The following is a 23,564-nucleotide window of genomic DNA, read 5'->3' as shown; positions in this document are numbered from 1 at the left end:
ATCACCTCATGAGGAGTTTAAAATGGCAAAAGTACTGGTTCTTTATCATTCTATGTACGGTCATATTGAAACAATGGCGCAGAGTGTTGCAGAAGGCGCACGCAGCGTTCCAGGTGTTGAAGTCACGATAAAACGCGTTCCTGAAACGATGCCAGAAGAAGCCTTTAAGGCTGCCGGTGGCAAAACCGGTCAGACGGCGGAAGTCGCCTCCCCCGCAGAACTTGGCGATTACGATGCCATCATTTTCGGCACACCAACCCGCTTTGGCAACATGACCGGCCAGATGCGCACTTTCCTCGATCAAACGGGCGGCCTGTGGGCCAAAGGCGCACTGGCAGGCAAAGTCGCCAGCGTATTCAGTTCCACCGGCACCGGCGGCGGCCAGGAAATGACCATCACCTCCACCTGGACCACACTTGCTCATCACGGCATGATCATCGTGCCAATCGGCTACACCACCCCTGAATTGTTCGATATTTCACAGGTCCGCGGCGGGACGCCTTATGGCGCGACCACTATCGCCGGTGGCGACGGTTCACGTCAGCCAAGTGCAGAAGAGCTGCGGATTGCCGTGCATCAGGGTAAACACGTGGCGACCATTGTCAGTAAACTGGTCAGTTAAATAAACGCATAAAATAAGGCGCAGAAGTGTGCGCCTTTCATTCCTTTTCGTAAGCACCTCATCACAAGTTCCTTTAGTAGGTTCAGCACTCTTTCCATGACTAAAAAAAACGGCCCTTGCGGACCGTTTTGTCTTGAGCGGAGATTACGCCGGTTTTACTTATTTACCACGCGATGCAATGATGTTTTCTGCAACATTGCGCGGTGCTTCGGCATAGTGATTGAACTCCATGCTGTAGGTTGCACGACCTTGCGACATCGACCGCAAAACGGTGGAATAACCGAACATTTCCGACAGAGGAACTTCGGCTTTGATAATTTTCCCGCCACCGCCCGCAATCTCCTCCATGCCCTGCACCGTACCGCGACGCGACGACAAATCGCCCATCACGCCACCGGCGTACTCTTCCGGGGTTTCCACTTCGACTTTCATCATCGGCTCGAGGATAACCGGATCTGCCCGTTTAGCTGCTTCTTTGAAACCAAAGATGGCCGCCATTTTGAACGCCATTTCCGAAGAATCGACCTCGTGGTATGAACCGAACGTCAGCGTCACTTTGACATCGACCACCGGATAACCGGCCAGAATGCCGTTGTTCAGCGCTTCCGTGACCCCTTTTTCTACAGCCGGGATATAGTCGCGCGGCACCACGCCACCTTTAGTCGCATCGACAAACTCAAAGCCTGTGCCTGCCGGCAAGGGTTCGAGCGTAAAGACCACATGACCGTACTGACCTTTACCGCCAGACTGACGCACAAATTTCCCTTCCACATCTTTCACCGTTTTGCGCACCGTCTCGCGGTACGTGACCTGCGGTTTACCGATGTTGGCTTCCACGCCGAACTCACGTTTCATGCGGTCAACGATAATCTCCAGATGCAGTTCGCCCATTCCGGAAATGATCGTCTGGCCGGATTCCTCATCAGTCCGGATGCGGAACGACGGGTCTTCTGATGCCAGTCGTGACAGCGCGATGCCCATTTTTTCCTGGTCAGCCTTAGTCTTCGGCTCGATGGCTTGCGAAATCACCGGATCCGGGAACTCCATACGCACCAGCGTGATAATGTCGCTCGGGTCGCACAGCGTTTCACCGGTGGTGACATCTTTCAGGCCCACACAGGCCGCGATATCACCGGCACGGATTTCATCTATCTCGATGCGGTCGTTGGCATGCATCTGCACGATACGCCCGATGCGTTCTTTCTTGCCGCGCACCGGGTTGTAGACGCTGTCGCCTTTTTTCAGCACGCCGGAATAAACACGGACAAACGTCAGCTGGCCGACATAGGGGTCAGTCATCAGTTTGAACGCCAGCGCCGAGAACTTCTCGTTATCGTCGGAATGACGGAACACTTCGTTGCCATCCTCGTCCGTACCGGCAACCGGCGGAATATCCAGCGGAGACGGCATCAGTTCAATCACAGCATCAAGCATGCGCTGCACGCCTTTATTCTTGAACGCGCTGCCACACAGCATCGGCTGGATTTCCCCGGCGATGGTGCGCAGACGCAGACCTTGGGTAATTTCATCCTCCGTCAGCGTGCCTTCTTCAAGATATTTATCCATCAGCGCGTCGTTGGCTTCCGCAGCAGCCGAGACCATTTTCTCGCGCCACTCTTCCGCCAGCGCCTGCAACTCTGCCGGGATCGCTTCATAGGTAAAGGTCATACCTTGTGTCGCGTCGTCCCACAAAATGGCGCGCATTTTGCGCAAATCCACCACGCCGGTGAAATGCTCTTCTTTACCAATCGGAATAACAATCGGTACAGGATTGGCTTTCAGGCGGTCCACCATCATCTGGCGGACACGAAAGAAATCTGCGCCCTGGCGGTCCATTTTGTTGACGAACGCCAGACGCGGCACTTTGTATTTGTTGGCCTGACGCCAGACAGTTTCAGACTGCGGTTGCACGCCGCCCACGGCGTCATACACCATGACCGCACCGTCGAGAACGCGCATGGAACGTTCCACTTCAATAGTGAAATCCACGTGCCCCGGCGTGTCGATAATATTAATGCGATGCTCATCGAACGAGTGATCCATCCCGCGCCAGAAACAGGTGACAGCAGCAGACGTGATGGTAATACCGCGCTCCTGCTCCTGAGCCATCCAGTCTGTGGTCGCACCGCCGTCATGCACTTCTCCCAGCTTATGGTTCATGCCGGTATAGAAAAGAATACGCTCGGTGGTGGTGGTTTTACCTGCGTCGATGTGTGCTGAGATACCGATATTGCGGTAGCGCTCGATTGGCGTTTTGCGAGCCATATAACGTCCTTACTGGTTGATGGCTAAGTTGGCGGAGAGTGGTTTTCACGTCCCGTCACAAAGTAATGAGTACTAAACTTCTTAGTGCGGAGAGTATACTACAATTGTACGTGTATATTCGTACAATTAATTTATTCTATCGATGAAATTGGTCAGAGGCCGTCGCGTTGTACAGCAGCAGAGGGATAGGCTATATTGCGCGGCCGCGTTAACACACGTCTAAGTAAGGAAAGTCCGATGATAGCCAACCACCCTGAACGCGAGCAGATCCGTCTCGAAAATGTGCTGACTGCGCTGGGAAATCCGCTACGTCTGGCGGTGATCCGCACCTTAGCGAAAGGCGGTGAACACCCGTGCGGCACCCTTTTGCAGGGCTTATCGAAATCGACGCTGACTCACCACTGGCGCGTGTTGCGTGACAGCGGCGTGATCTGGCAGCGCCCGGACGGACGCGCTAACTTACTTTCCCTGCGCCGTGAGGATCTGGACGCCCGCTTCCCCGGCCTGCTCGATTGTCTGCTCAGCGCCATCGAATCCGACGGCATTACCGTCGAATCCACGCAAAAACACATCTCCGAGCAACACCTTTAATCTCCGGCCAGCTGCTTTCTGACCAGCTGACAAAACGTACTTATTATAGACGATGCATGGCTGTCTTCCCGCCGTGCGAGATATAACGGCGCGCTGAGCCGCGTACTGGCATCCAGCGGCAAAAACACCACGCCGTCGCCGCCGAGCCGCGTCATGGACGCCGGAACAATCGAAATCCCCAGCCCCGCGCCGACCAGACTCAGGCACGACGTCAGCCGTGGCGCTTCCTGCACAATATGCGGGCTGAATCCGGCGCGGACATACGCCGCAAGTATCGCATCGTACAACCCCTGCCCGGCGCGGCGACGGTAAAGCACAAAGGGTTCGTTGCTCAGTTCTTCGAGTTTCAGCGGCTGACCGGAAACCCGCGCAGCCAGCCGGTGTCCGGCGGGAACAGCGACCCACATTGGCTCCTCCAGCACCTTTTCCATCTCCAGCTCCGGCATGTCTTTGACCGGCATGCGCACAAACGCCACGTCAAGTTGCCCGGCCACCACGGCTTCCAGCAACTCGCCGCTGCCGCTTTCCTCAAGCTGCGTGCTGACAGACGGATAAATCTCGCGATACCGGCGTAACAGGGCGGGCACAAACGTATGTAATGCCGCCGAGCTGGTGAACCCAATCCGGATGCGCCCCTGTTCGCCCTGTGCCGCGCGGCGCATCGCTGCATTCAGTTGCTCCGCCCGCGCCAGTACGGCGCGCGCTTCCTGCAACAACACCTCACCGGCTTCGGTCGGGATCACCCCGCGCGGCAAACGCTGCAATAAAGGCACGCCGAAATCCTGCTCCAGCCCCTGCAACAGGCGCGTCAATGGCGGCTGCTGAATAAACAATAGTTCGGCAGCGCGGGTAATACTGCCGGCTTCCACCACGGTGACAAAGGCGTTAAGCCGTTTCAGTTCGATCATTGCCATACTCACAGGGTATCTATCCGCGTTATTAAAGGCATTAGACATCATGTCACGACTGCGCGCATGATCCGTAACGAAATTTACGCCTCTGGCGGCTTTGAATTACATTTGAGGGAGAGTGTCGAGATGGCCGATTACACGCAGGAAAAAATCATGCTCAGTACCGAAGACCAGACTGCGCCCGCACCCGATTGCGGACAACTTTTCATGGGCTTTTTCATTTTGGGTCTGACGGGCTTTGGTGGCGTACTGCCGATGGCACGGCACATGCTGGTGGATAAACGCCGCTGGCTGACCGCTGCACAATTCACCGAATTGCTCGGGCTGTGCCAGTTTTTGCCCGGCGGTAATATCATTAATTTGTCGGTCGCATTGGGGATGGAATTTCGAGGGCTGCGCGGTGCGCTTTCCGCCATTCTCGGACTTATTCTCGCGCCGACGATTTGCGTCGTGCTGCTGGGTCTGGTCTATGCGCGTTATCAGAATGAGCCGCTGGTAGAACATCTGTTCGCCGGTATGGCCGCGGCGGCGGCGGGATTACTGTTATCCACGGGACTCAAAATGCTCGCGCCGCTGTGGGGAAAATGGCTGCAACTGGCGCTGGTCGCCGCGGGCGTCATCGCCATCGCCGCGTTCCGTATCCCGATGCTGCCGGTCATGCTGGTGCTGGCACCGGTCAGTATTTTTATCTGCGCAAGGAGTAAATACTGATGGCCGTTTTACTCTCACTCGCCCTGCTGTTCACCGAGCTTTCGCTGCTGGCGTTTGGTGGCGGAAATACCATTCTCCCCGAGATGCAGCGCGCAGTTGTGGATATCCATCACTGGATGAGCGCGCAGGAATTCAGCGCCCTGTTTGCCCTGGCGCAGGCTGCGCCGGGCCCGAATATGATGATCGTGCCCCTGATTGGCTGGCAGGTTGCCGGGTGGTCCGGGCTGCTGGTTTCTTCGCTGGCAAAATTCGGCCCGTCTTCCATCGTGACAATTATCGTCATGGGCGGCTGGAAGCGTTACAAAGATAAACCGTGGCGTCAGCTTATTCAGCGCGGGCTGGTGCCGGTCACCGTCGGGCTGGTGGTCTCCAGCGGATTGTTAATCGCCAAAGCCTCCGCCACCACAATGACCCTCGCCGGTGTGATTGCGCTGTGTACCCTGATGGCGCTTAACAAACGCATTCACCCGCTGTGGGTGCTGGCGGTGGGCGCGGTATTGGGGATGGTGCTGGGCTGAATTATTTTACGGGGCGCAATGCCCCTATCCCCTGAGGATTTTTATTTGCGAACCCGGTCGCAATATCCAGCCCGCAAATAGGTTATTGATCGATGATTGAGTATCTATATATATCAATCATTAAGGATGATAATGAAGATCAAACCTCTGAGCCTGGCTGTTTCTGCCCTGCTACTTTCCTCCCCGCCCGTTTTCGCCAGTGAGACTCAGCCTGAACTCAGCCAGCGTGAAACCACGTTACTGACCGTTGACGGCCTGAAATTCAAAGACCTCAGTCACACCGGCAAACTTGAACCCTATGAGGACTGGCGGCTGACGCCTGAAGAACGCGCAGCGGATCTGGTAAAACGCATGACGCTTGAAGAAAAAGCCGGTGTGATGATGCACGGTTCCGCGCCAACGGCTGACAGCCCGATCGGCGCCGGTACCCATTATGATATCGCAGCGGCGGAAAAAATGATTTCCGGGGCGAAGGTCAACAGCCTGATCACCCGCCTTTCCGCTGAAGACCCGGCGCTGATGGCCGAAGAAAATAATAAATTGCAGCAGATTGCTGAAAAAACGCGGCTCGGTATTCCGGTGACTATCAGCAGTGACCCGCGTAACTCGTTTGAATATCTGACCGGCGCGAGCACGGCTTCCGGCAAATTTACCCAATGGCCGGAAACGCTCGGGCTGGCAGCCATTAATAATGAAAAACTCACCCGCCGTTACGCCGATATTGTGCGTCAGGAATACCTGGCAGTCGGTATTCGCGAAGCGCTTTCGCCGCAGGCGGATCTGGCAACCGAACCCCGCTGGGCGCGCATCAGCGGAACTTTTGGCGAAGACCCGGCGCGCGTGCATAACATGGTGCGCGGTTACATTGAAGGGATGCAAAACGGCGGCGATGGTCTCAATTCCGGCAGCGTCATTTCGGTGGTCAAACACTGGGTCGGTTACGGCGCAGCGGAAAACGGCTACGACAGCCACAATGTCTACGGCAAGAACGCCGTCTTCCCCGGCAATAATCTCAAAGAACATATCTACCCGTTCACCGGCGCGTTTGAAGCCAACGTCGCCAGCGTCATGCCCACCTATTCCATCCTGAAAAATGCCATGTTTGAAGGCAAACCGCTGGAACAGGTCGGTGCCGGATTCAGCCATCAGTTACTGACCGATATTCTGCGCGGGCAATACGGCTTTAAAGGCGTGATCCTCAGCGACTGGCTGATCACCAATGATTGCAGCGATGAATGCCTCAACGGTGCGCCGGAAGGAAAAGAACCGGTGCCGGGCGGCATGTCGTGGGGCGTGGAAAACCTGACGCCGCAAGAACGTTTTGTTAAAGCGGTGAAAGCCGGTGTCGATCAGTTCGGTGGCGTGACCGATTCGCAACTGTTGGTGAACGCGGTTAATGAGAAACAGCTGACAGAGCAACGTCTGGACGAATCCGTCACCCGCATTCTGGTACAGAAATTCCAGACCGGCCTGTTTGAAAATCCGTATGTGGACGCACAGAAAGCGGTGCAAACCGTGGGCCGCGAGAGCTGGCAGAAAGAAGCCGATGCGGCGCAACGTCACTCCCTGGTTTTGCTGCAAAATACCGGTGACCTGTTGCCGCTGAAAAAAGGTAAGAAAGTCTGGCTGTATGGCATTGACCCGAAAGCCGCACAGGCCGCAGGTTTCATCGTGGTGGATGCGCCCGAAAAGGCGGATATCGCGTTGATCCGCGCCCATGCGCCTTATGAGCAAACGCATAAACAGTGGTTCTTCGGCAAACGTCACCACGAAGGTTCGCTGGCCTTTACGGATGACAACGCCGATTATCAGGCCATCGTGAAAGCCAGCAAAGCAGTGCCGACCGTGGTGACGGTGTATCTCGACCGCCCGGCCATTCTCACTAACGTGAATGACAAAGCGAAAGCGGTTATCGGTAACTTCGGCGTCAGCGACGCGGTGCTGTTCAGCCGCCTCACCAGCGGCGAGGCTTACACCGGCAAGCTGCCGTTCGAGCTGCCTTCATCGATGGAAGCCGTTTTGAAACAGAAGTCGGATATGCCGCACGACAGCGAATCACCGTTGTTTGAGATTGGCTTTGGTCTCGCCCGGTAAACTGTCTTTCAACTTCCTGCCGTCCCGGCATCTGCCGGGACGGTGCTTTTGAAAACTGGCCCTGTTCCCTCCGTTTCTCCCGCACATTTGTAACAGACATCAGCCCGCAAAACTTTCCCTCTGCTCGTTAAACAAACAAAAAGGCCATTCATTTCATGCGGATAAAATGTCGCCACTTCACACTTTTTGCAGAAAGTTCACTTGAACTTGTAAAATAATAATGATAACAATTATCATTAAGTTTAACATTCGTCTCGTTTTAGTTAATCCCTGTCATTTTCTGTACAGGCGCTTTAGTACGGAACGTTGTTGGCTTTTGGGTTTACACACACGCATCAATACACTCGCATCAATTAATTACCCGATTATTTATCGGGTTATTTATAGGGACTATGAATATGTTGTTGGCTTTCCCCCTCAAACGCTCGGTGCTTCTGTGCGCTATGGCGCTGTCCGTTCCGGCAGCTTCTCTTGCAGCCGAAGATACCGTCGTTGTCAAAGCCGCGCCTGCTGATACCGCAGATGCTCCGACGCAGGGTTACAGTGCGAAAACCAGTAAAAGCGCGACCAAAACGGATCAGCCGTTAATCACTACCGGTCAGGCGGTTTCTGTGGTCACGCGTCAGCAAATGACTGACCAGAACGCCACGACCGTCAATGCGGCCCTGAACTATACGCCGGGCGTTTTCACCAACTTTGCCGGTGGTGCAACGCGTTATGACACCATCTCCCTGCGCGGTTTCCACGGCGGTGACGTCAACAACACCTTCCTTGATGGCCTGCGTATTCTGAGCGACGGCGCGACCTACAACTCCATTCAGGTTGATCCGTGGTTCCTTGAGCGTATTGATGTGGTCAAAGGCCCGTCTTCTGCGCTTTACGGCCAGAGCATCCCCGGCGGTGTGGTGATGGAAACCACCAAACGTCCGCAATTTGCTGAAGAAGGTCACTTCCAGCTTTCCGGCGGGACACAAAACACCAAAGGCGGCGCGTTCGATTACACCAATGCGCTCAGCGATACGCTGGCATTCCGTCTGACCGGTATGACCCGCAGCAGCGACACGCAGTACGATCATCAGCGCGAAGAACGTTATGCGATCTCCCCGCAACTGCTGTGGACGCCGGATGAAAACACTTCCCTGTTGCTGCGCGCGTATCTGCAAAAAGATCCGTCCGGCGGTTATCACGCCGCCGTTCCGGCCGACGGCAGCCTGTATGGCCAGAAACTGAGCCGTGGCTTCTTTGACGGCGAAAGCACCTACAACCAGTTCAAACGCTGGGAACAAATTTACAGCTACGAATTCCAGCACACGTTTAACGATGTCTGGTCATTCCGACAGAACACCAACTACACCCATTCCAATACCGAACTGGATCAGGTATATCAGGCAGGCTGGAACGCGGATCGCACGCTGATGAACCGTTACTATTCCGGTGAGAAATCGTCCCTCGATACGTTTGCTATCGATAACCAGCTGGAAGCTGATTTCGCCACCGGCGAAGTCGCGCACAAAGTGGTGCTGGGCTTTGACTATTCTCACTTCATTAACGACGTGAAATCTGACGGCGCTTACGCCGAAACGCTTAACCCGTACACCGGCGTTGGCGGTGATGCACTGGATTATTACAGCCACTCACGCGGCAAAAACCGTTACGAGCAGATGGGCACTTATCTGCAAGATGAGATGAGCTGGAACAAGTGGTATCTGACCCTGTCAGGCCGTTACGACACGCTGAAAACCTCCAGCCGCAGCTACGAAAGCATCTACGGCGTACAGAGCAACAGCGAACGTAAAGACGAACACTTCAGCAGCCGCGCTTCCCTGTTGTATGCCTTCGACAGCGGGATTTCTCCGTACGTCAGCTACAGCCAGGCAATGACACCTTCCGCCCTGCCGGGCGCAGATGGCACGCTGCTGAAACCGATGCAGAGTGAGCAATACGAAGCGGGGATCAAATACCAGCCGGTGGGTACGTCCGATATGTACACCGCGGCGCTGTATGACCTGACGCAAAAAGACGTGGGTAACCGCGTGGTTGTGGGCAGCTACTACGAGCCGGCGGGTAAAATCCGTTCACAGGGTCTGGAACTGGAAGCCAAGAAACAGGTCACCGAGCGTTTCAACGTGATGGCGGGTTATACCTACAATAAAGTCCGTATCCGCGACGCGGCGGAAAACAACGGCAACACGCCGTACGTGACGCCAAAACAGATGGCTTCCATCTGGGGTCAGTACAACACGCCAATCGGTGTGGATCTGGGCGCTGGCGTTCGTTACATCGGCACACAATGGGCGGATAACGAAAACACCCGTCACATGCCTTCCGCCACGCTGGTTGATGCGTCACTGCGTATGAATCTGGTGCAGTTCAATCCGCAGCTGAAAGGCGCGTATGTGCAGCTGAACGCCAACAATCTGTTCGACAAGAAATACGTCGCGGCCTGTTACGGCACCAGCTATTGCTACTGGGGTCAGGAACGTACCGTGGTCGCCACTGTCGGTTATGATTTCTGATAGCTTTTTCAGCTCCTCCCCCTGCGAAGGGGGAGACTGGGAGGGGGTTTTAAGGGCTAACACCTTGTTTAAGAAAACCTTAACTTTTTGATTTAGAAATTAATACCCCACCCCAACCTTCCCCTTCGCAGGGGAGGGAGCGATTCTGAGAGTTTATTCTTCCGGCAAATTTAGCCGCGCCATCAGCGCTTTCTTCGCACTTTCCAGCAACGCATCCGACGCCTCGCGATCGGGTTCGCATCGCGCCAGCGATAAACTGCCCATCAGCTCCGAACTGACTGACACCGCCGTCGTCTGCGGATCTTCCACGCCCATTTCAGTCAGCTGGCGGATAATCATGCCGCGGATTCTTTCAATCCCGCGCGCAAATTCAGCCTGACAAGGTGCCGACATGCGGGGCGTTTCTGACGCCAGCGCGGAAACCGGACAACCCTGCGCGCGGTTGTCGCGATGCCACGGGGAAAGGTAGAAATCGATATAGCCCGCCAGTTGTTGCTGCGCGGTCAGTCCCTGATTATTTTTCTCCCAGCGCAGCATCACCTGATTAAACATCTGCTGAATGGCGGCTTCGATCAGGGCGTCTTTCGAGGCAAAGTGCGCATAAAACCCGCCATGTGTCAGCCCGGCTTTGCTCATCACGCCTGCCACGCTGACCTGCAACGGCCCTTTGGCGCGGATGGCTTTCGCAGCTTCCTTCACAATCCGCTCGCGGATTTTAGGCTTATGTTCACTTTCGTAGCGCATAGTAAGACCCTGATAATCGAATAAATTGCTGCCTCAGTTTACCTGACCGGTTCCGTTAACGAAACGCGCGCATCGACAGACAGACCCGGCCTCAGTGCGCTGGCTTCCGGCTGACCGGGATCCAGACGAATACGCACCGGCACGCGCTGGACAATTTTGGTGAAATTGCCGGTGCCGGGCTCAAACGGCAGCAGGGCAAACGTTGATCCGGAACCGGGCGCAAGGCTGTCCACTTCCCCGCGGAACGTCACGCCGGGCAACGCATCCACCTGCACATCGGCTTTCTGGCCGGGCTGCATTCTTCCGGTCTGTGTCTCTTTAAAATTGGCGGTGACGTAAATCCCTTCATCGGGCACCAGCGCCATCAGCCGCTGGCCGGGTGTCACATAATCCCCGACCTGCACCTGACGGTTTCCGACCACGCCATCCACCGCCGCAAAAATTGTCGTATGGTTGAGATCCTGCTGCGCCAGATCTTCTGCCGCCTGCGCTTTCACCACCGCCGCATTTGCCAGCGCCAGCGCCGCTTCAATTTCAGCGCGCTGCGCGTGCGTCACCGCCGCCTGATTTTGCGCGACATTCAGCATGGCAGCCGCGTGTGCCGAGGTCTGTTCCGCCGTCACCGCCACGGTTTTATAGCGATCCGCATCATTACGGGACGTCGCGCCACTGACCGCCAGCGACTGATACCTTTGCTGCTCGGCCTCGGCGTGCTGTTGTTCGGCTTTCGAGGAGCGGATGGCGGTTCGCGCCGCATCGATTTGCGTCAGCGCCAGCTGTTCCTGCGCCTGCTGGCTGAGCAGCGCCGCCTGCTGCTGCGCGACCTGCGCACGGGCATCATCCAGATCGCCCCGCGCGGCGGCCAGACGCGCCGTAAATTCTTCGCTGTCGATAAGCACCAGTTTATCGCCGGCATGAACCTGCTGGTTATGCCGCACCAGCACTTGCGACACAAAACCTTTCACTTTTGGCGCAACGGTGGTCGCGTCGGCCGTCAGATACGCATCGTCGGTGGATTCTGAAGAAGGTGCCGCCAGCAGCCAGGCCGCCCCGCCGAGCGCCACAGCCAGAGCAACCGCACTGACCACCCAGATACGTTTTGATCGCTTATTCACTTTTGACTGCGGGGTGACAACCTCACCACTCACTGTTGCTTCGCTCATTTTTTCTCGCACCTCATTGCATGATGGATATCATATTAATATGATGATAATCATATAAACAAGCCCCGGGATCTCACAAAAATGTCAGCCACCCTGAATCACCCCGCCGCGATCTCGCCAGCGGATTACCCGACATCACGCAAGTTTCTGATTTTCAGCATAATGGCGTTCGGCATGTTTCTGGCGTTGATCGACATTCAGATCGTCGCCGCTTCGCTTAATGATGTCCAGGCCGGGCTTTCCGCCGGGCCGGACGAAATCAGCTGGGTGCAAACCTCATACCTGATCGCCGAACTGGTGATGATCCCGTTCTCGGCATTTCTGGCGCAGGCGCTTTCGACCCGCTGGCTGTTCAGCGCGTCCGCCGCCCTGTTTACGCTCAGCAGCATCGGCTGCGGATTGTCTTGGAATATTGAGTCGATGATCTTCTTCCGCGCGTTGCAGGGCTTTACCGGCGGCGCGATGGTGCCGACGGTTTTCGCAACCGGCTTCGCCATGTTTCAGGGCAAACAGCAGGCGATCATTCCGGCGATCCTCGGGATGGTCAGCGTGCTGGCACCGACGCTTGGGCCGACCGTGGGCGGCGTGGTGACACAGGTTCTCGACTGGCGCTGGATCTTCTTCATCAACATATTACCCGGCGTGCTGGTGGCGACCGGCGCGGTGATGTTCATCCACGTCGATAAAGCCGATTTTTCGATGCTCAAACGTATCGATTGGGTGCATTTATTTTCGATGGCCGTCGCTCTCGGCTGCCTGGAGTACGTGCTCGAAGAAGGCCCGCGTAAAAACTGGTTCAGCGATCCGCAGATCCAAATTTCAGCCTGGTTTTCGCTGGTGGCCTTTGTTCTGTTTCTCGAACGTTCCTTCTATTCCAAAAACCCGATTGTACGCCTGACGCCCTTTCGCGATCCGACCTTTACCTTCGCCTGTTTATTCAATCTGGTCGTGGGTTTTGGTTTGTACGCCTCGACCTACCTGACACCGGTTTTCCTCGGCCGTATCCGTGATTTCAACAGCCTGGAAATTGGCACGACGGTCTTTGTCGTTGGCGTCGGGCAGTTTTTCAGTACCCTGATCGCCGCGAGATTAATCAACCGCGTCGATCGCCGGATATTAATCACTGTGGGATTATCCGGTTTCGCGCTGAGCTTATGGCTGACGACCGCCGTCACACCTTACTGGGGCGCGGAACAGTTTTTCTGGCCGCAGGTCGTGCGCGGATTATTCATTATGTTGTGCATCGTGCCGAGCGTGAATATGGCGCTGACTGCCTTTCAGGGGCCGGAACTGCGCTATGCCTCAGGCTTGTTTAACCTGATGCGAAATCTGGGCGGCGCTGTCGGTATTGCGACGGTGAATACCTGGTTGCAGGACTGGACGCGCGTTCACGCGGCGCGTTTCGGTGAAAGTCTTGGGCAATACGGCGACCACGCGCAGGACGTGATTGGATCGCTGGCGCAAAAAATCGGCCACCTGACGCCGGACACCGCACACGCGTTGCTGATGGCTAAAGGTCTGTTCGGCGCAAAAGTGGCGGCGCAATCCCTGACGCTGGCTTTCAACGATATCTTCCAGGTCATGGCGTGGATGTTCATTGCTGCGCTGGTGATGGTGCCGTTTTGCCGTAAATGAGGGTGGAAATGTGAAGCAATTGTGCAGGCAGCCGCAAAAAATGCGGTTGCCGGAGGGAACTTTTCGAACAGGGTGAGAAAGCTTTGGCCTGTTTGAAATAAATCCTTATAATTGGCGGCCCTGAAATGCGATTCGTTACAGTTACTGAGTCCCTTTCAAGAGCTATGTGCAAGTACACTATTCCTCCGGGCGGAAACTTCCGCATCGGGGGGAAATCAACATCCTGACAACAACTGCCAGTGTGGCATTAACGACCAACGAAAATATGAAAATGAGCATTCGCGCAATCCTTACCCTGGTTTTGGCAGTTGCTGCATATAGCCAGGCGTCTTTTGCTGTGGTCTATCCTCTTCCGGCGAACAATGGTCGTCTGGTCGGTGAAAACATTACGGTAACCGTTCCGCAGGGCAGCAGCCTGCCGCTGGAACATTTTGCAGCGCAATACCAGATGGGTTTGAGCAACATGCTCGAAGCCAACCCTGGCGTTGACCCGTTCCTGCCAACGCCGGGCACCGTGCTGACCATTCCTCAGCAACTGATCCTGCCGGAAACGCCACATGAAGGCATCGTCATCAACAGTGCTGAAATGCGTCTGTATTACTACCCGAAAGGCACCAATACCGTTGTCGTTCTGCCAATCGGTATCGGCGAACTGGGCAAAGACACCCCGATGAACTGGGTGACGACTGTACAGCGTAAAAAAGCGGGCCCGACCTGGACCCCGACTGCAAAAATGCATCAGGAATATGCCGCCCGTGGTGAGTTCCTGCCAGCAGTCTTCCCTGCCGGCCCGGACAACCCGATGGGGCTGTACGCGCTGTACGTTGGCCGTCTGTATGCGGTTCACGGTACCAATGCCAACTTCGGTATCGGCCTGCGCGTAAGCCACGGTTGTGTGCGTCTGCGTGACGCAGATATCAAATGGCTGTACGACAATGTGCCGCAAGATACCCGCGTTCAGTTCATCAACGAGCCGGTGAAAGCCACCGTTGAGCCGGACGGCAAACGTTATATTGAGATCCACAACCCGCTGTCTTCCAACCAGGAAGAGTTTGATTCCCAACAGCCGATTCCGATTACGCTGACCGGCAGCGCAAACACCGTTGTATCGTCTCCGTCTGTTAACCAGACTGTAGTTCAGCGCGCAATCGAGATGCGTGCAGGTATGCCGGTGCAAATCAACTAACATTGATTGGTTGCTGACTTAGAAAGCCCTGAAACTGTTTCGGGGCTTTTTTTTGGGATTTTTTTAGGGGTTACCCTAAGACCCGTTTTCATAAGCTTGATTGAGAAGGTTTTGGTTTTTCACTGGCAGTGAGGCGCTTTAGAAGGATCGAGAAAATTTCGGTTTTTTAGTGGCAGTGATCGCTCAGCGGCGGCGTTTGCGGCACTAGCCGGAGGTGCTGAAACATGGCCAGCGAGCGATAGCGGGCAGTAAAAGAGCCGGAGATTCTTAAGAGGCGCGGCGACAGGCGTCTCTTAAGGCCAGTTTGGGTGGCAACTCAAGGTGTTGAACTCAGGAATTCAAAAGCCCCCTTTTTCCTCCCCAAGCTCCCACAATTTCCGCCGAATCAGCTGTTTCAACCTTAACGCGGCCTGTGAAGCAGGCTGATCTCTCCTGCTCAGCAGGATCACCTCAAACGGCAATGCTTCCACGACGGGCACAATCTTCAGCTGATCGACGTATCGCCGGGCGGTAAACGTATCGACAACGCCAACACCGCCGCCTGCCAGCACCATGTCGGCAATCACGGAATAGGTTTTGATGAACAACGCGGAATGCGGCATCAGGCCGTTCTCGCGCAGGACGCGGTTGAGCACCTGCCCGAGCGGATCCTGCTGCTGGAGCATCAGTAAGTCGTTTTCACACAGCCACGCCAGCGATACCGGGCCTTCGACCTCAGCATCTTTCGGTAATAGCGCCACCATGTTGGCCTGATAAATCGACTCGGCCACCAGTTCCTGCGTGGCCTGCTCGCCGAACGCCAGCGCAAAATCCATTTTGTATTGCAGCAGATCCTGACTTAGCGTGTTGAAATGCCCGGTCACCAGTTCGACGCTACCGCCGGGCGTCTGGCGGCGAAAATCCACCAGCACCGGTGCCATCACGCTGTGCCCCAGCGCGTGCGCAGAGCCGATGCGCACATGCTGGCCCTCGCCCTGACGCAGCTGCTCTGCCAGTTCGCCAATCGCCTGAATATGGCTGAACAACGCCTCGACTTCCGGCATCAGACGGCGGCCTTCGGGCGTGACGATCAGTCCCTGAGGCGTGCGGTCAAAAAGCGTGAAACCCAGCTGCTGCTCGGCGTGGTTCAACACGCGGCTGACGTTGGGCTGCGAAACGTTGAGCAGGCGCGCCGCGCCGCTGACGCTTCCCGCCTGTAAGACCGCCTGAAAGACTTCAATGTGGCGTAAGCGCATTTATTTCTGCGTCGTCGCAAGGTAAGAAAATGCGCTTAACAGGCTGATAATATTGGCAACGTTCGGGCTGTGATAGCCGACGGTGACGGCGTCGATGCGCTCAACGCCTGGGATCAGACTGAACAAGTCGGCCAGAACCGGTTTGGCGGCCATCAGCTCCAGATGGTACGGCCCGCTGAATCTTCCGGCGGTGAGCGGCGCGGGTTTGCTGACGGCAATCGTCGCCTGCTTACGGATTTTGGCGCAGGCAATTGACGGGCTGTCGGATTCGGCGGCATTGGCGGAAATCGCGCGTTTTACGCAGACGTACTGGGATTCCGGGTAATGGCGGCGGATCCAGGTTTCGAGATGATCGTCGCCGGTCACCAGCCATAGCGGAACATTCAGTTCGGCACCGGCGGCGGCATACAAATCACTTTCGCCGACCACGTTGCCGTTGAGTTTGACGCGATAGAAGGCGCGGCCATTAATCGTATGCGCCAGTACGCCGTTTTCTCCGGCGGCGGTGTGATAGCCGACAAACATCAGGCCGTCGTATTGCTGCTGTTGCAGGCCTTCAACCATCGATAATCCGCGCGGTTTGCCCTGTACCAGACGGGCGCGCGGGTCAATTTTGTCCGCACGCAGGTTCTGCATCATGGCGTGGCTGTCAGCGACCGTGACTTCGGTTGCGCCACCGGCAAATGCACCGTCAATGGCAGCATTCACTTCGCCTTCCATCAGCGCCCGCGCGGCCTCGTAATCCGCATTGCCCGGGCTGCATTGCTCGGGGCGCATCACACCCGCAATACCTTCGATGTCAGCAGAGATAAAGATTTTCATATTGGGTTCCCTTTCAGTTTATTTGCTCCTCTCCCTGTAAAGGTGAGGTCGGGAGGGGGTTTTGCAAACGACTACTTTGCCAGATTATCAAGGAGATAACTCAGCCCCAGCCGGTAATGTCCGTCGAATCCGCAGACGGTTTCTGCATTCAGTAAGGCATCAATAATAGCGTGTTCTGTAGCATCTGCCGCGCACGCCAGCAGTGGTTCTAATTTCGCATCCGCCAACGTGACACCGTCACGTTTTGTTGAAAATGCCAGCGCGATATCACCCGAACCGTGGCCCCAGTAGCTGCCCAGACGCCCTAACCCGGCACCGGCGCGTTTAGCGATCCGTCCGAGCTGGCGGCTGTCGAGATAACGGTCGCAAGCCATGATGATAATGATGGAACCGGCGTCTACCTGCGGAGCAAGTTGTGGATGGATATGCGCGATGGCGTCCCCGACGCGCACGCCGTCGAGGGTCAGTTCGGACAACTTGCCAAAATTCGCCAGCACCAGCACGCCGAGCGTAGCGTTAAGCTCTTCACACCAGCGCGACGCCGAGCCAATCCCGCCCTTCAGGCCGAAACTGCTCATGCCACGCCCTGCTCCCACGCTGCCACGGGCGAATATTTTTGTCGCGCCGTCGAGTGCGGTCAGCGCGTCGTCTTCACTGACCGCCATCGCCTGAATATCGTTAAGATAGAAGTCATTACATTCGAGGATCACCGGATTAATGGTCGCGTCCGGTCGGCCAATTTGGGGAAACTGTTCGCAACTGCGTTTCACCAGCGCGTTAAACAGGGTGCCGGTGGCGAAGGTATTGCTGAGCAGAACCGGTGTTTGCAGTTCGCCCAGTTCCATTATCTGGATCAGCCCCATCGGTTTGGCAAAACCATTCAACACCGCCGCACCGCACGGCAACGGGTATTCATAAAGATTATCGCCCGGCGGCACAATCGCGGTGACGCCGGTCTGGATATCCCCTGCTGCCAGCGTGCTGTGGCCGACGGTCACGCCCGCGACGTCAGTGATGGAATTGGCCGGCCCGCAGGGAAAACGCGGGTGGAAGATCTGACGCGTTTTGCGCCAGCGTTGCAGCAAGGCCGCCAGCGCCTGCTGCGTGAATTCATCTTCATTATCTTGCGGGTGCATCAGTCTTCCATTTCATGTCATGAGTTCAGTCAGAAATTACTTCTTCAGTTTAGGATCGAGCGTGTCACGCAGCGCGTCGCCGAGCAAATTAAACGCCAGAACCGTGAGGAATATCGCCAGACCCGGGAAAACGCTGACATTCCATTTGCCCGCCATCATCATGTTACGGCTCATCGCAAGAATGTTCCCCCACTCCGGCACGTCCGGCTCAGGTCCCAGACCGATAAAACTCAGGCTGGCGGCGGTGAGAATGCTGGTGCCGATACGCATTGTAAAATAGACAATCACATTCGACAGCGTGCCCGGCAGAATGTGGCGCAGAATCACCACGCGGTCAGGCGCACCGACGCAGCGCACCGCTTCTACGTATGCACTTTGTTTGATGGATAATGTTGCCGCGCGCACGATGCGGGCGAAAACCGGTACGCTGAACACCGCCACGGCGATAATCACGTTATTCAGGCCGGGGCCGAGAATGGCGACAACGGCTATCGCCAGCAACATACCGGGAAACGCAAACAGAACGTCGGATCCGCGCATGATCAGCATGTCGGCCCAGCGGCCATAATAGCCTGCCAGTAACCCGAGCAATACACCGGCAATCATGCCCAGCGTGACCGAGAAAATGCCGACGTAGAGGGAAATCCGTGCGCCATAAATAATGCGGCTGAGCACGTCGCGGCCTAAATCATCGGTGCCAAACCAGTGTTCCGGCGTCGGGCCGACGCCCAGCGCCATCCAGTCAGGCGTCATCGGATCATAAGGCGCGAGCCACGGCGCAAAAATGGCCACCAGGATCAGCAGCAGAATAAATCCGCCGGACACCAGAGCCATCGGATGACGGATAAACGTCTGAAAAAAGTCGTACCACGGCGAGCGGATATCATCACTGTGCGGGGCAACCGTTGCCGGTTGGTTTTCTCCAGGCACTGAGACAGGTTCGGTCATTTACAGCTCCTAGCGCAGACGAATCGCCGGGTTAACCACCGCATAAAGCAGGTCCACCAGCAGATTAATCAGAATAAATTCAAACACAAACAGCATCACCAGCGCCTGAATAACCGGCTGATCCTGCGTTTTGATGGATTCGATCAGTAACCAGCCCAGCCCCGGCCAGCTGAAGACGCTTTCGACAATAATTGAACCACCCAGCAGGAAGCCAAACTGCAAGCCGAGCATGGTGAGTATCGGGATCAGCGCATTGCGCATGATGTGTTTCCAGGTCACCCGCCGCGCCCGTAAGCCTTTGGCGTTGGCAGTACGTACGTAATCTTCCTGCGCGACATCGAGAAACGCCGAACGGGTGAAACGCGCCATGACCGCTGCGACCGAAGAACCAAGCGTAATCGCCGGTAAAATGATGTCAGTTGGCTGGTTAAAACCACTGACGGCAAACAGCCCAAACGGCATGGCAACAAACTGAATCAGCAGCAATCCGAGCCAGAACGGCGGCATGGAAATCCCGCCGACCGCCATACTCATCAGCGCCCAGTCCTGCCATTTGCCGCGTTTCAGCGCCGAGACCACGCCAATCACCAGCCCCAAAACTACCGACCAGGCGAAACCGGCCAGCGCCAGCAGCAGCGTGGGCATAAATCCGCTTTCAATCACGCTTAACACCGGCTGACGCGTGCGGTATGTCGTGCCCAGATCGCCATGTATCATGCCGTTCAGCCAGTGCCAGTACTGCGCAGGCAACGGATCGTTCAGTCCAAGCAGTTGCCGCGCTGACTCAACCGCCTCAATCGGCGCATCCTGACCGGCGTAAATACGCGCAGGATCCCCCGGCAGCAGCTTGATAAAGCCGAAAACCAGTAACGACACCACCAGTAAAACGGGGATCATTTCCAGTATCCGGCGGAGAAAATAGGTCAGCATAAAAGGGATTCCCTGAATTCAGTAAACTCCCTCCCGGTAAAAAGGAGGGAGTAAAACAGCACCTCTGTTACTTAAACTGTGCCTGATTGAAAATCAGAGAACCATCGGCCAGCATGTAGACGCCGGACAACGCTTTGCTCTTACCGACCAGATTGTCTGGTACGCCCAGATACGCCATCGGCGCATCGGCCCACAGCAGTTTCTGCGCATCGGCATAGGCCGCTTTACGTTTTTCAACGTCGGCGGTTTGCAGCCCGGCGGTGATCGCCGCATCGACCTGTTTATTGCTGTAGTACGACACGTTGTACGCCGACGGGATCCACGATTCGGTCGCGAACAGCGGACGCAGCGCCCAGTCAGCATCACCCGTCGAGGCCGACCATGCGCCGTAATACATTTCAACTTTCGCATCTGCCGGTTTCGGCGTACTCCACAGACGCTGTGTCAGGGTTCCGGCGTCCATCGGCACCAGTTTCACACGCACGCCAATCAGTGAGAGTTGCTGTTTCAGGAACTGCGCACTGCGGATACGGTCGGTCTTGTTGGAACTCCACATTTCCACGTCGAAGCCCTTTTCATACCCGGCTTCTTTCATCAGCTCTTTAGCTTTGGCGATGTTGTAGCTGTAATCCGGCGTAGTTTGCTTCTGGTAGAACTGAACGTTTTTCGGCAGCGGCGACGTGGACGGCGAACCTAAACCGGCGAAGCCTACTTTCAGCCAGAGATTACGGTCGATGGCGTAGTTAATCGCCTGACGGACGCGCACGTCAGAGAACTCTTTTTTCTGCGTGTTGAAGGCGATGTAATACAGGTAGATGCCCGGATCCTGCGCGATATCGAGTTTAGGATCACTTTTCACGGTTTCCACCAGATCAGACGGCAGCGGATACACCGCATCCACGCCGCCCGATTTCAGTTTTGCTACCTGCGTGGAATCTTCCGGCGTCGGGTAAAGCGTCACGGAATCGACTTTCGGCCAGCCTTTCTGCCAGTAGTTATCGTATTTCACCAGTTTGACGTCTTTGCCCTGCTGCCATTCGACAAATTTAAACGGACCGGTACCGACCGGATGCACGCTCAGATCCTGCTCATTCGGATACTGTTTCAGCGATGCCGGGCTGTGCATCACCGCAGACGGGTGCGCCAGCGTGTTGATCATCGCGCCGAACGGTTTATTCAGCGTGATTTTGACCTGATACGGACTAACTACATCTACCGATTTAATCATGCTGAACAGTGAGTTACGCTTAAGATGATTGGCCGGATTCGCCAGGCGATCGAGGTTTGCTTTCACCGCATCGGCGTTAAACGGCGTGCCATCCTGGAAGGTCACGTCGTGACGCAGGTTAATAGTAAATTCTGTGGCGTCGCTGTTACTGGTGTAATCGGTCGCCAGCACCGGCACGACGGCCATTTTGTTATCGAACTGGAACAGACGTTCAAAAATGCCGCTCTGAATGGAATAACTCAGCGTATCCGTGGTGTCGTGCGGGTCAAAACCGGTCACGTCGGCATACATGGAAATGCGCAGATCTTTCGCCTGTGCAGAGGCGGCAAAACACAGCGCCAGCCCTGCGGCCAGCAGGCTTTTACGTAGGAACGTTGAGTGCATGAACTTCTCCTGTGTATTCCAAAAAAGAAAAAATTAACGTTATGCCTGTTGTTCAGCCACCCAGTGGTGCGGCGAAACCTGGCTGTACCTGAGTTTTTCTATCTGTACACCGGCCGGATGCACCGGCGATTTCACTTCCACATCATCAAAATTGCGCAATGCACGCTGCGTCGGATCCGCCACCGGCACCGAACTGAGCAGGCGACGGGTGTATGAATGTTGAGGATTGCTAAACACAGCATCTCGCGGACCAATCTCCACAATCTGCCCGCTGTACATCACCGCAACCCGGTTGGCGATGCGTTCCACCACTGCCATATCGTGCGAGATAAACAGCCACGCCACGCCGGTGTCGCGCTGTAAATCCATCATCAGATTCACCACCTGCGCCTGAATAGAAACATCCAGCGCCGACACCGCTTCGTCAGCAATAATTACCTGCGGCTGCAACGCCATCGCGCGCGCGATGGCAATACGCTGCCGCTGGCCGCCGGAGAATTCATGGGGATAGCGGCGCGCAGAAGAGGGATCCAACCCGACGCTTTTCAGCAGCTGATTTACCACCGGCGTGGCATCTGCCAGTGATTTTTTCAGGCCGTGCAGTAATAAAGGCTCCGCAATAGAAAAACCGACGGTCAGACGCGGGTTCAGCGAGGCATAGGGATCCTGAAACACCATCTGGATCTGACGGCGGACGGCCTGAAACGGCGTGTCGCGCATCAGCGTGATTTCTTTGCCTTCCAGATGAATGCTTTCAGATTCGCTGCCGACCAGACGCAAAATCGCTCGCCCGGTGGTGGATTTTCCACAGCCACTTTCCCCGACCAGCGCCAGCGTTTCGCCCGGCCAGATTGAAAAATCAATTTGCTCAACGGCGTGAACTTCTTTGGTCACACGCGACAGCACGCCGGAACGGATCGGATAGCAGACCCGCAGCCCGCGCACATCCAGCAGCGGCGGCGCGTCGTAATTCGCGGTTTTCTGATCGCCGTCGGCGACTGAAACGTGAGCTCCATCACCTGCAATCGATTGCTTATTCGCATCATTTTTAGGCGCGCTGAGCAGCGGAAAACGGCGAGGCCATTTGAGCCCGCGCATGTCGCCCAGTTTCGGCACGGCGGCCAGCAGCGCGCGGGTATAAGGGTGCTGCGCATGGGCAAAAATTTCGGTCACGCTGCCCTGTTCCACCACGTTGCCCTGATACATCACTACCACGCGGTCGGCAATTTCGGCGACAACGCCCATATCATGCGTAATAAAGAGGACAGACATGTCGGTGCCCTGTTGCAGGTCACGCAGAATTTGCAGAATGCGCGCCTGCACGGTGACATCCAGCGCAGTGGTGGGTTCGTCGGCAATCAGCAATGCCGGATCGCAGGCCAGCGCCTGCGCAATCATGACGCGCTGACGCATACCGCCGGAAAGTTCGTGGGGATAACATTTGAGAATGCGTTCAACGTCGGGGATACGCACCTGTTTAAGCAGTTCGCGGGCTTTGGTCAGTGCATTGGCTTTGGTCGCCATCCCGTGGTCAATCAGCCCTTCCGTGAGCTGATCGCCGACCCGTAATACCGGGTTGAGCGACGTCATCGGTTCCTGAAAGATCATCGACATTTCGCGGCCACGCAGTTTGCGCCGAGATTCTGCCGAAAGGGAATTGAGCGCGTGGCGTGTGCCGTCGCGCCCGAAAAAATTCACGCTGCCGCCGTTGATATGAGCGGAATCCGGCAACAGGCCCATCACGCTGAGCGACGTGACAGATTTACCGGAGCCGCTTTCGCCGACCACGGCGACGACTTCACCTTTATTAATAGAAAAGGAAACGCCCTTCAGCGCCTGAGTTTTGCCCTGACGGCCGGAAAACGTGACCGACAAATCGTTAATCTGCAAGATTGGCGATGGCTGTTCATTAATCAAAAAACGTC

The 23,564-nt window shown here is 55.9% G+C and carries 19 protein-coding genes; 8 read left to right on the top strand and 11 right to left on the bottom strand.

The window, feature by feature from the left end:
* Positions 1-22 precede the first annotated feature (22 nt).
* On the top strand, positions 23-622 hold the full coding sequence (wrbA, locus tag J8X26_RS22510) for an NAD(P)H:quinone oxidoreductase (RefSeq protein WP_015689874.1): 600 nt from the start codon (positions 23-25) through the stop codon (positions 620-622).
* Between the two features lie 159 nt (positions 623-781).
* Here wrbA and fusA read toward each other — a convergent pair whose 3' ends face one another.
* Positions 782-2,887, bottom strand: a complete 2,106-nt coding sequence (fusA, locus tag J8X26_RS22505) for an elongation factor G (protein ID WP_208952007.1) — start codon at positions 2,885-2,887, stop codon at positions 782-784.
* Between the two features lie 237 nt (positions 2,888-3,124).
* Here fusA and J8X26_RS22500 point away from each other — a divergent pair, with 237 nt between their 5' ends.
* Positions 3,125-3,478 carry a helix-turn-helix transcriptional regulator gene (locus tag J8X26_RS22500; protein WP_152327037.1) on the top strand — a complete coding sequence of 118 codons (354 nt, stop codon included), beginning with the start codon at positions 3,125-3,127 and terminating at the stop codon, positions 3,476-3,478.
* On the opposite strand, the gene J8X26_RS22495 is transcribed toward J8X26_RS22500, so the two are convergent.
* Positions 3,475-4,392, bottom strand: a complete 918-nt coding sequence (locus tag J8X26_RS22495; protein ID WP_195815358.1) for a LysR family transcriptional regulator — start codon at positions 4,390-4,392, stop codon at positions 3,475-3,477. The two genes, J8X26_RS22500 and J8X26_RS22495, sit on opposite strands and share 4 nt — an antisense overlap.
* Positions 4,393-4,515: 123 nt before the next feature.
* Between J8X26_RS22495 and J8X26_RS22490 the strand changes: the two genes are divergently transcribed.
* The 4 genes from J8X26_RS22490 (at position 4,516) to J8X26_RS22475 (ending at position 10,228) form a co-directional block, all read left to right on the top strand.
* Entirely contained in the window at positions 4,516-5,100 is a 585-nt protein-coding gene (locus J8X26_RS22490) for a chromate transporter (RefSeq protein ID WP_152327198.1), read from the top strand.
* Complete coding sequence (locus tag J8X26_RS22485; protein ID WP_152327036.1) at positions 5,100-5,618, top strand: chromate transporter; 519 nt, start codon at positions 5,100-5,102, stop codon at positions 5,616-5,618. Before J8X26_RS22490 ends, J8X26_RS22485 begins: the two co-directional genes overlap by 1 nt.
* A 132-nt stretch (positions 5,619-5,750) precedes the next feature.
* Complete coding sequence (locus tag J8X26_RS22480; protein ID WP_208952006.1) at positions 5,751-7,712, top strand: glycoside hydrolase family 3 protein; 1,962 nt, start codon at positions 5,751-5,753, stop codon at positions 7,710-7,712.
* A gap of 398 nt (positions 7,713-8,110) precedes the next feature.
* The gene (locus J8X26_RS22475; protein ID WP_208952005.1) at positions 8,111-10,228 is read left to right on the top strand and encodes a TonB-dependent siderophore receptor; all 2,118 of its coding nucleotides are present in this window, start codon (positions 8,111-8,113) and stop codon (positions 10,226-10,228) included.
* 153 nt (positions 10,229-10,381) lie between these two features.
* Here J8X26_RS22475 and J8X26_RS22470 read toward each other — a convergent pair whose 3' ends face one another.
* Together J8X26_RS22470 and J8X26_RS22465 are read right to left on the bottom strand one after the other, a co-directional pair.
* A complete protein-coding gene (locus J8X26_RS22470; protein WP_152327033.1) occupies positions 10,382-10,972 on the bottom strand; it encodes a TetR/AcrR family transcriptional regulator in 591 nt (196 codons plus the stop codon).
* 38 nt (positions 10,973-11,010) lie between these two features.
* Positions 11,011-12,135, bottom strand: coding sequence for an HlyD family secretion protein (locus J8X26_RS22465; protein WP_152327032.1), 1,125 nt, complete (start codon positions 12,133-12,135; stop codon positions 11,011-11,013).
* Between the two features lie 81 nt (positions 12,136-12,216).
* On the opposite strand from J8X26_RS22465, the gene J8X26_RS22460 reads away from it, so the two are divergent.
* A complete protein-coding gene (locus J8X26_RS22460; protein ID WP_152327031.1) occupies positions 12,217-13,770 on the top strand; it encodes a DHA2 family efflux MFS transporter permease subunit in 1,554 nt (517 codons plus the stop codon).
* 265 nt (positions 13,771-14,035) lie between these two features.
* Positions 14,036-14,956 carry a L,D-transpeptidase family protein gene (locus J8X26_RS22455; RefSeq protein WP_208952011.1) on the top strand — a complete coding sequence of 307 codons (921 nt, stop codon included), beginning with the start codon at positions 14,036-14,038 and terminating at the stop codon, positions 14,954-14,956.
* A 338-nt stretch (positions 14,957-15,294) separates the two neighbouring features.
* Here the strand turns inward: J8X26_RS22455 and J8X26_RS22450 are convergent, their stop codons facing one another.
* The 7 genes from J8X26_RS22450 to J8X26_RS22420 all read right to left on the bottom strand — a co-directional run bounded on the left by J8X26_RS22450 (position 15,295) and on the right by J8X26_RS22420 (position 23,556).
* Positions 15,295-16,191 (bottom strand): LysR family transcriptional regulator, encoded by an 897-nt coding sequence (locus J8X26_RS22450; protein WP_165057825.1) that lies wholly within the window; start codon positions 16,189-16,191, stop codon positions 15,295-15,297.
* The gene (locus J8X26_RS22445; protein WP_152327028.1) at positions 16,192-17,013 is read right to left on the bottom strand and encodes a M55 family metallopeptidase; all 822 of its coding nucleotides are present in this window, start codon (positions 17,011-17,013) and stop codon (positions 16,192-16,194) included. It lies immediately after the preceding gene.
* 71 nt (positions 17,014-17,084) lie between these two features.
* Positions 17,085-18,149, bottom strand: a complete 1,065-nt coding sequence (locus J8X26_RS22440) for a P1 family peptidase (protein WP_208952004.1) — start codon at positions 18,147-18,149, stop codon at positions 17,085-17,087.
* 36 nt (positions 18,150-18,185) lie between these two features.
* A complete protein-coding gene (locus J8X26_RS22435; RefSeq protein WP_208952003.1) occupies positions 18,186-19,097 on the bottom strand; it encodes an ABC transporter permease subunit in 912 nt (303 codons plus the stop codon).
* Between the two features lie 9 nt (positions 19,098-19,106).
* Positions 19,107-20,027, bottom strand: coding sequence for an ABC transporter permease subunit (locus J8X26_RS22430; protein ID WP_152327025.1), 921 nt, complete (start codon positions 20,025-20,027; stop codon positions 19,107-19,109).
* A 67-nt stretch (positions 20,028-20,094) separates the two neighbouring features.
* Complete coding sequence (locus J8X26_RS22425; RefSeq protein WP_165057831.1) at positions 20,095-21,639, bottom strand: glutathione ABC transporter substrate-binding protein; 1,545 nt, start codon at positions 21,637-21,639, stop codon at positions 20,095-20,097.
* Positions 21,640-21,678: 39 nt separating this feature from the next.
* Positions 21,679-23,556 carry an ABC transporter ATP-binding protein gene (locus J8X26_RS22420; RefSeq protein WP_208952002.1) on the bottom strand — a complete coding sequence of 626 codons (1,878 nt, stop codon included), beginning with the start codon at positions 23,554-23,556 and terminating at the stop codon, positions 21,679-21,681.
* Positions 23,557-23,564 lie beyond the last annotated feature (8 nt).

Origin of the sequence: Rahnella sp. ChDrAdgB13, from assembly GCF_017655185.1 — a bacterium.
Classification (GTDB): domain Bacteria; phylum Pseudomonadota; class Gammaproteobacteria; order Enterobacterales; family Enterobacteriaceae; genus Rahnella; species Rahnella contaminans.
This window is presented reverse-complemented; position numbering and strand designations above follow the sequence as displayed.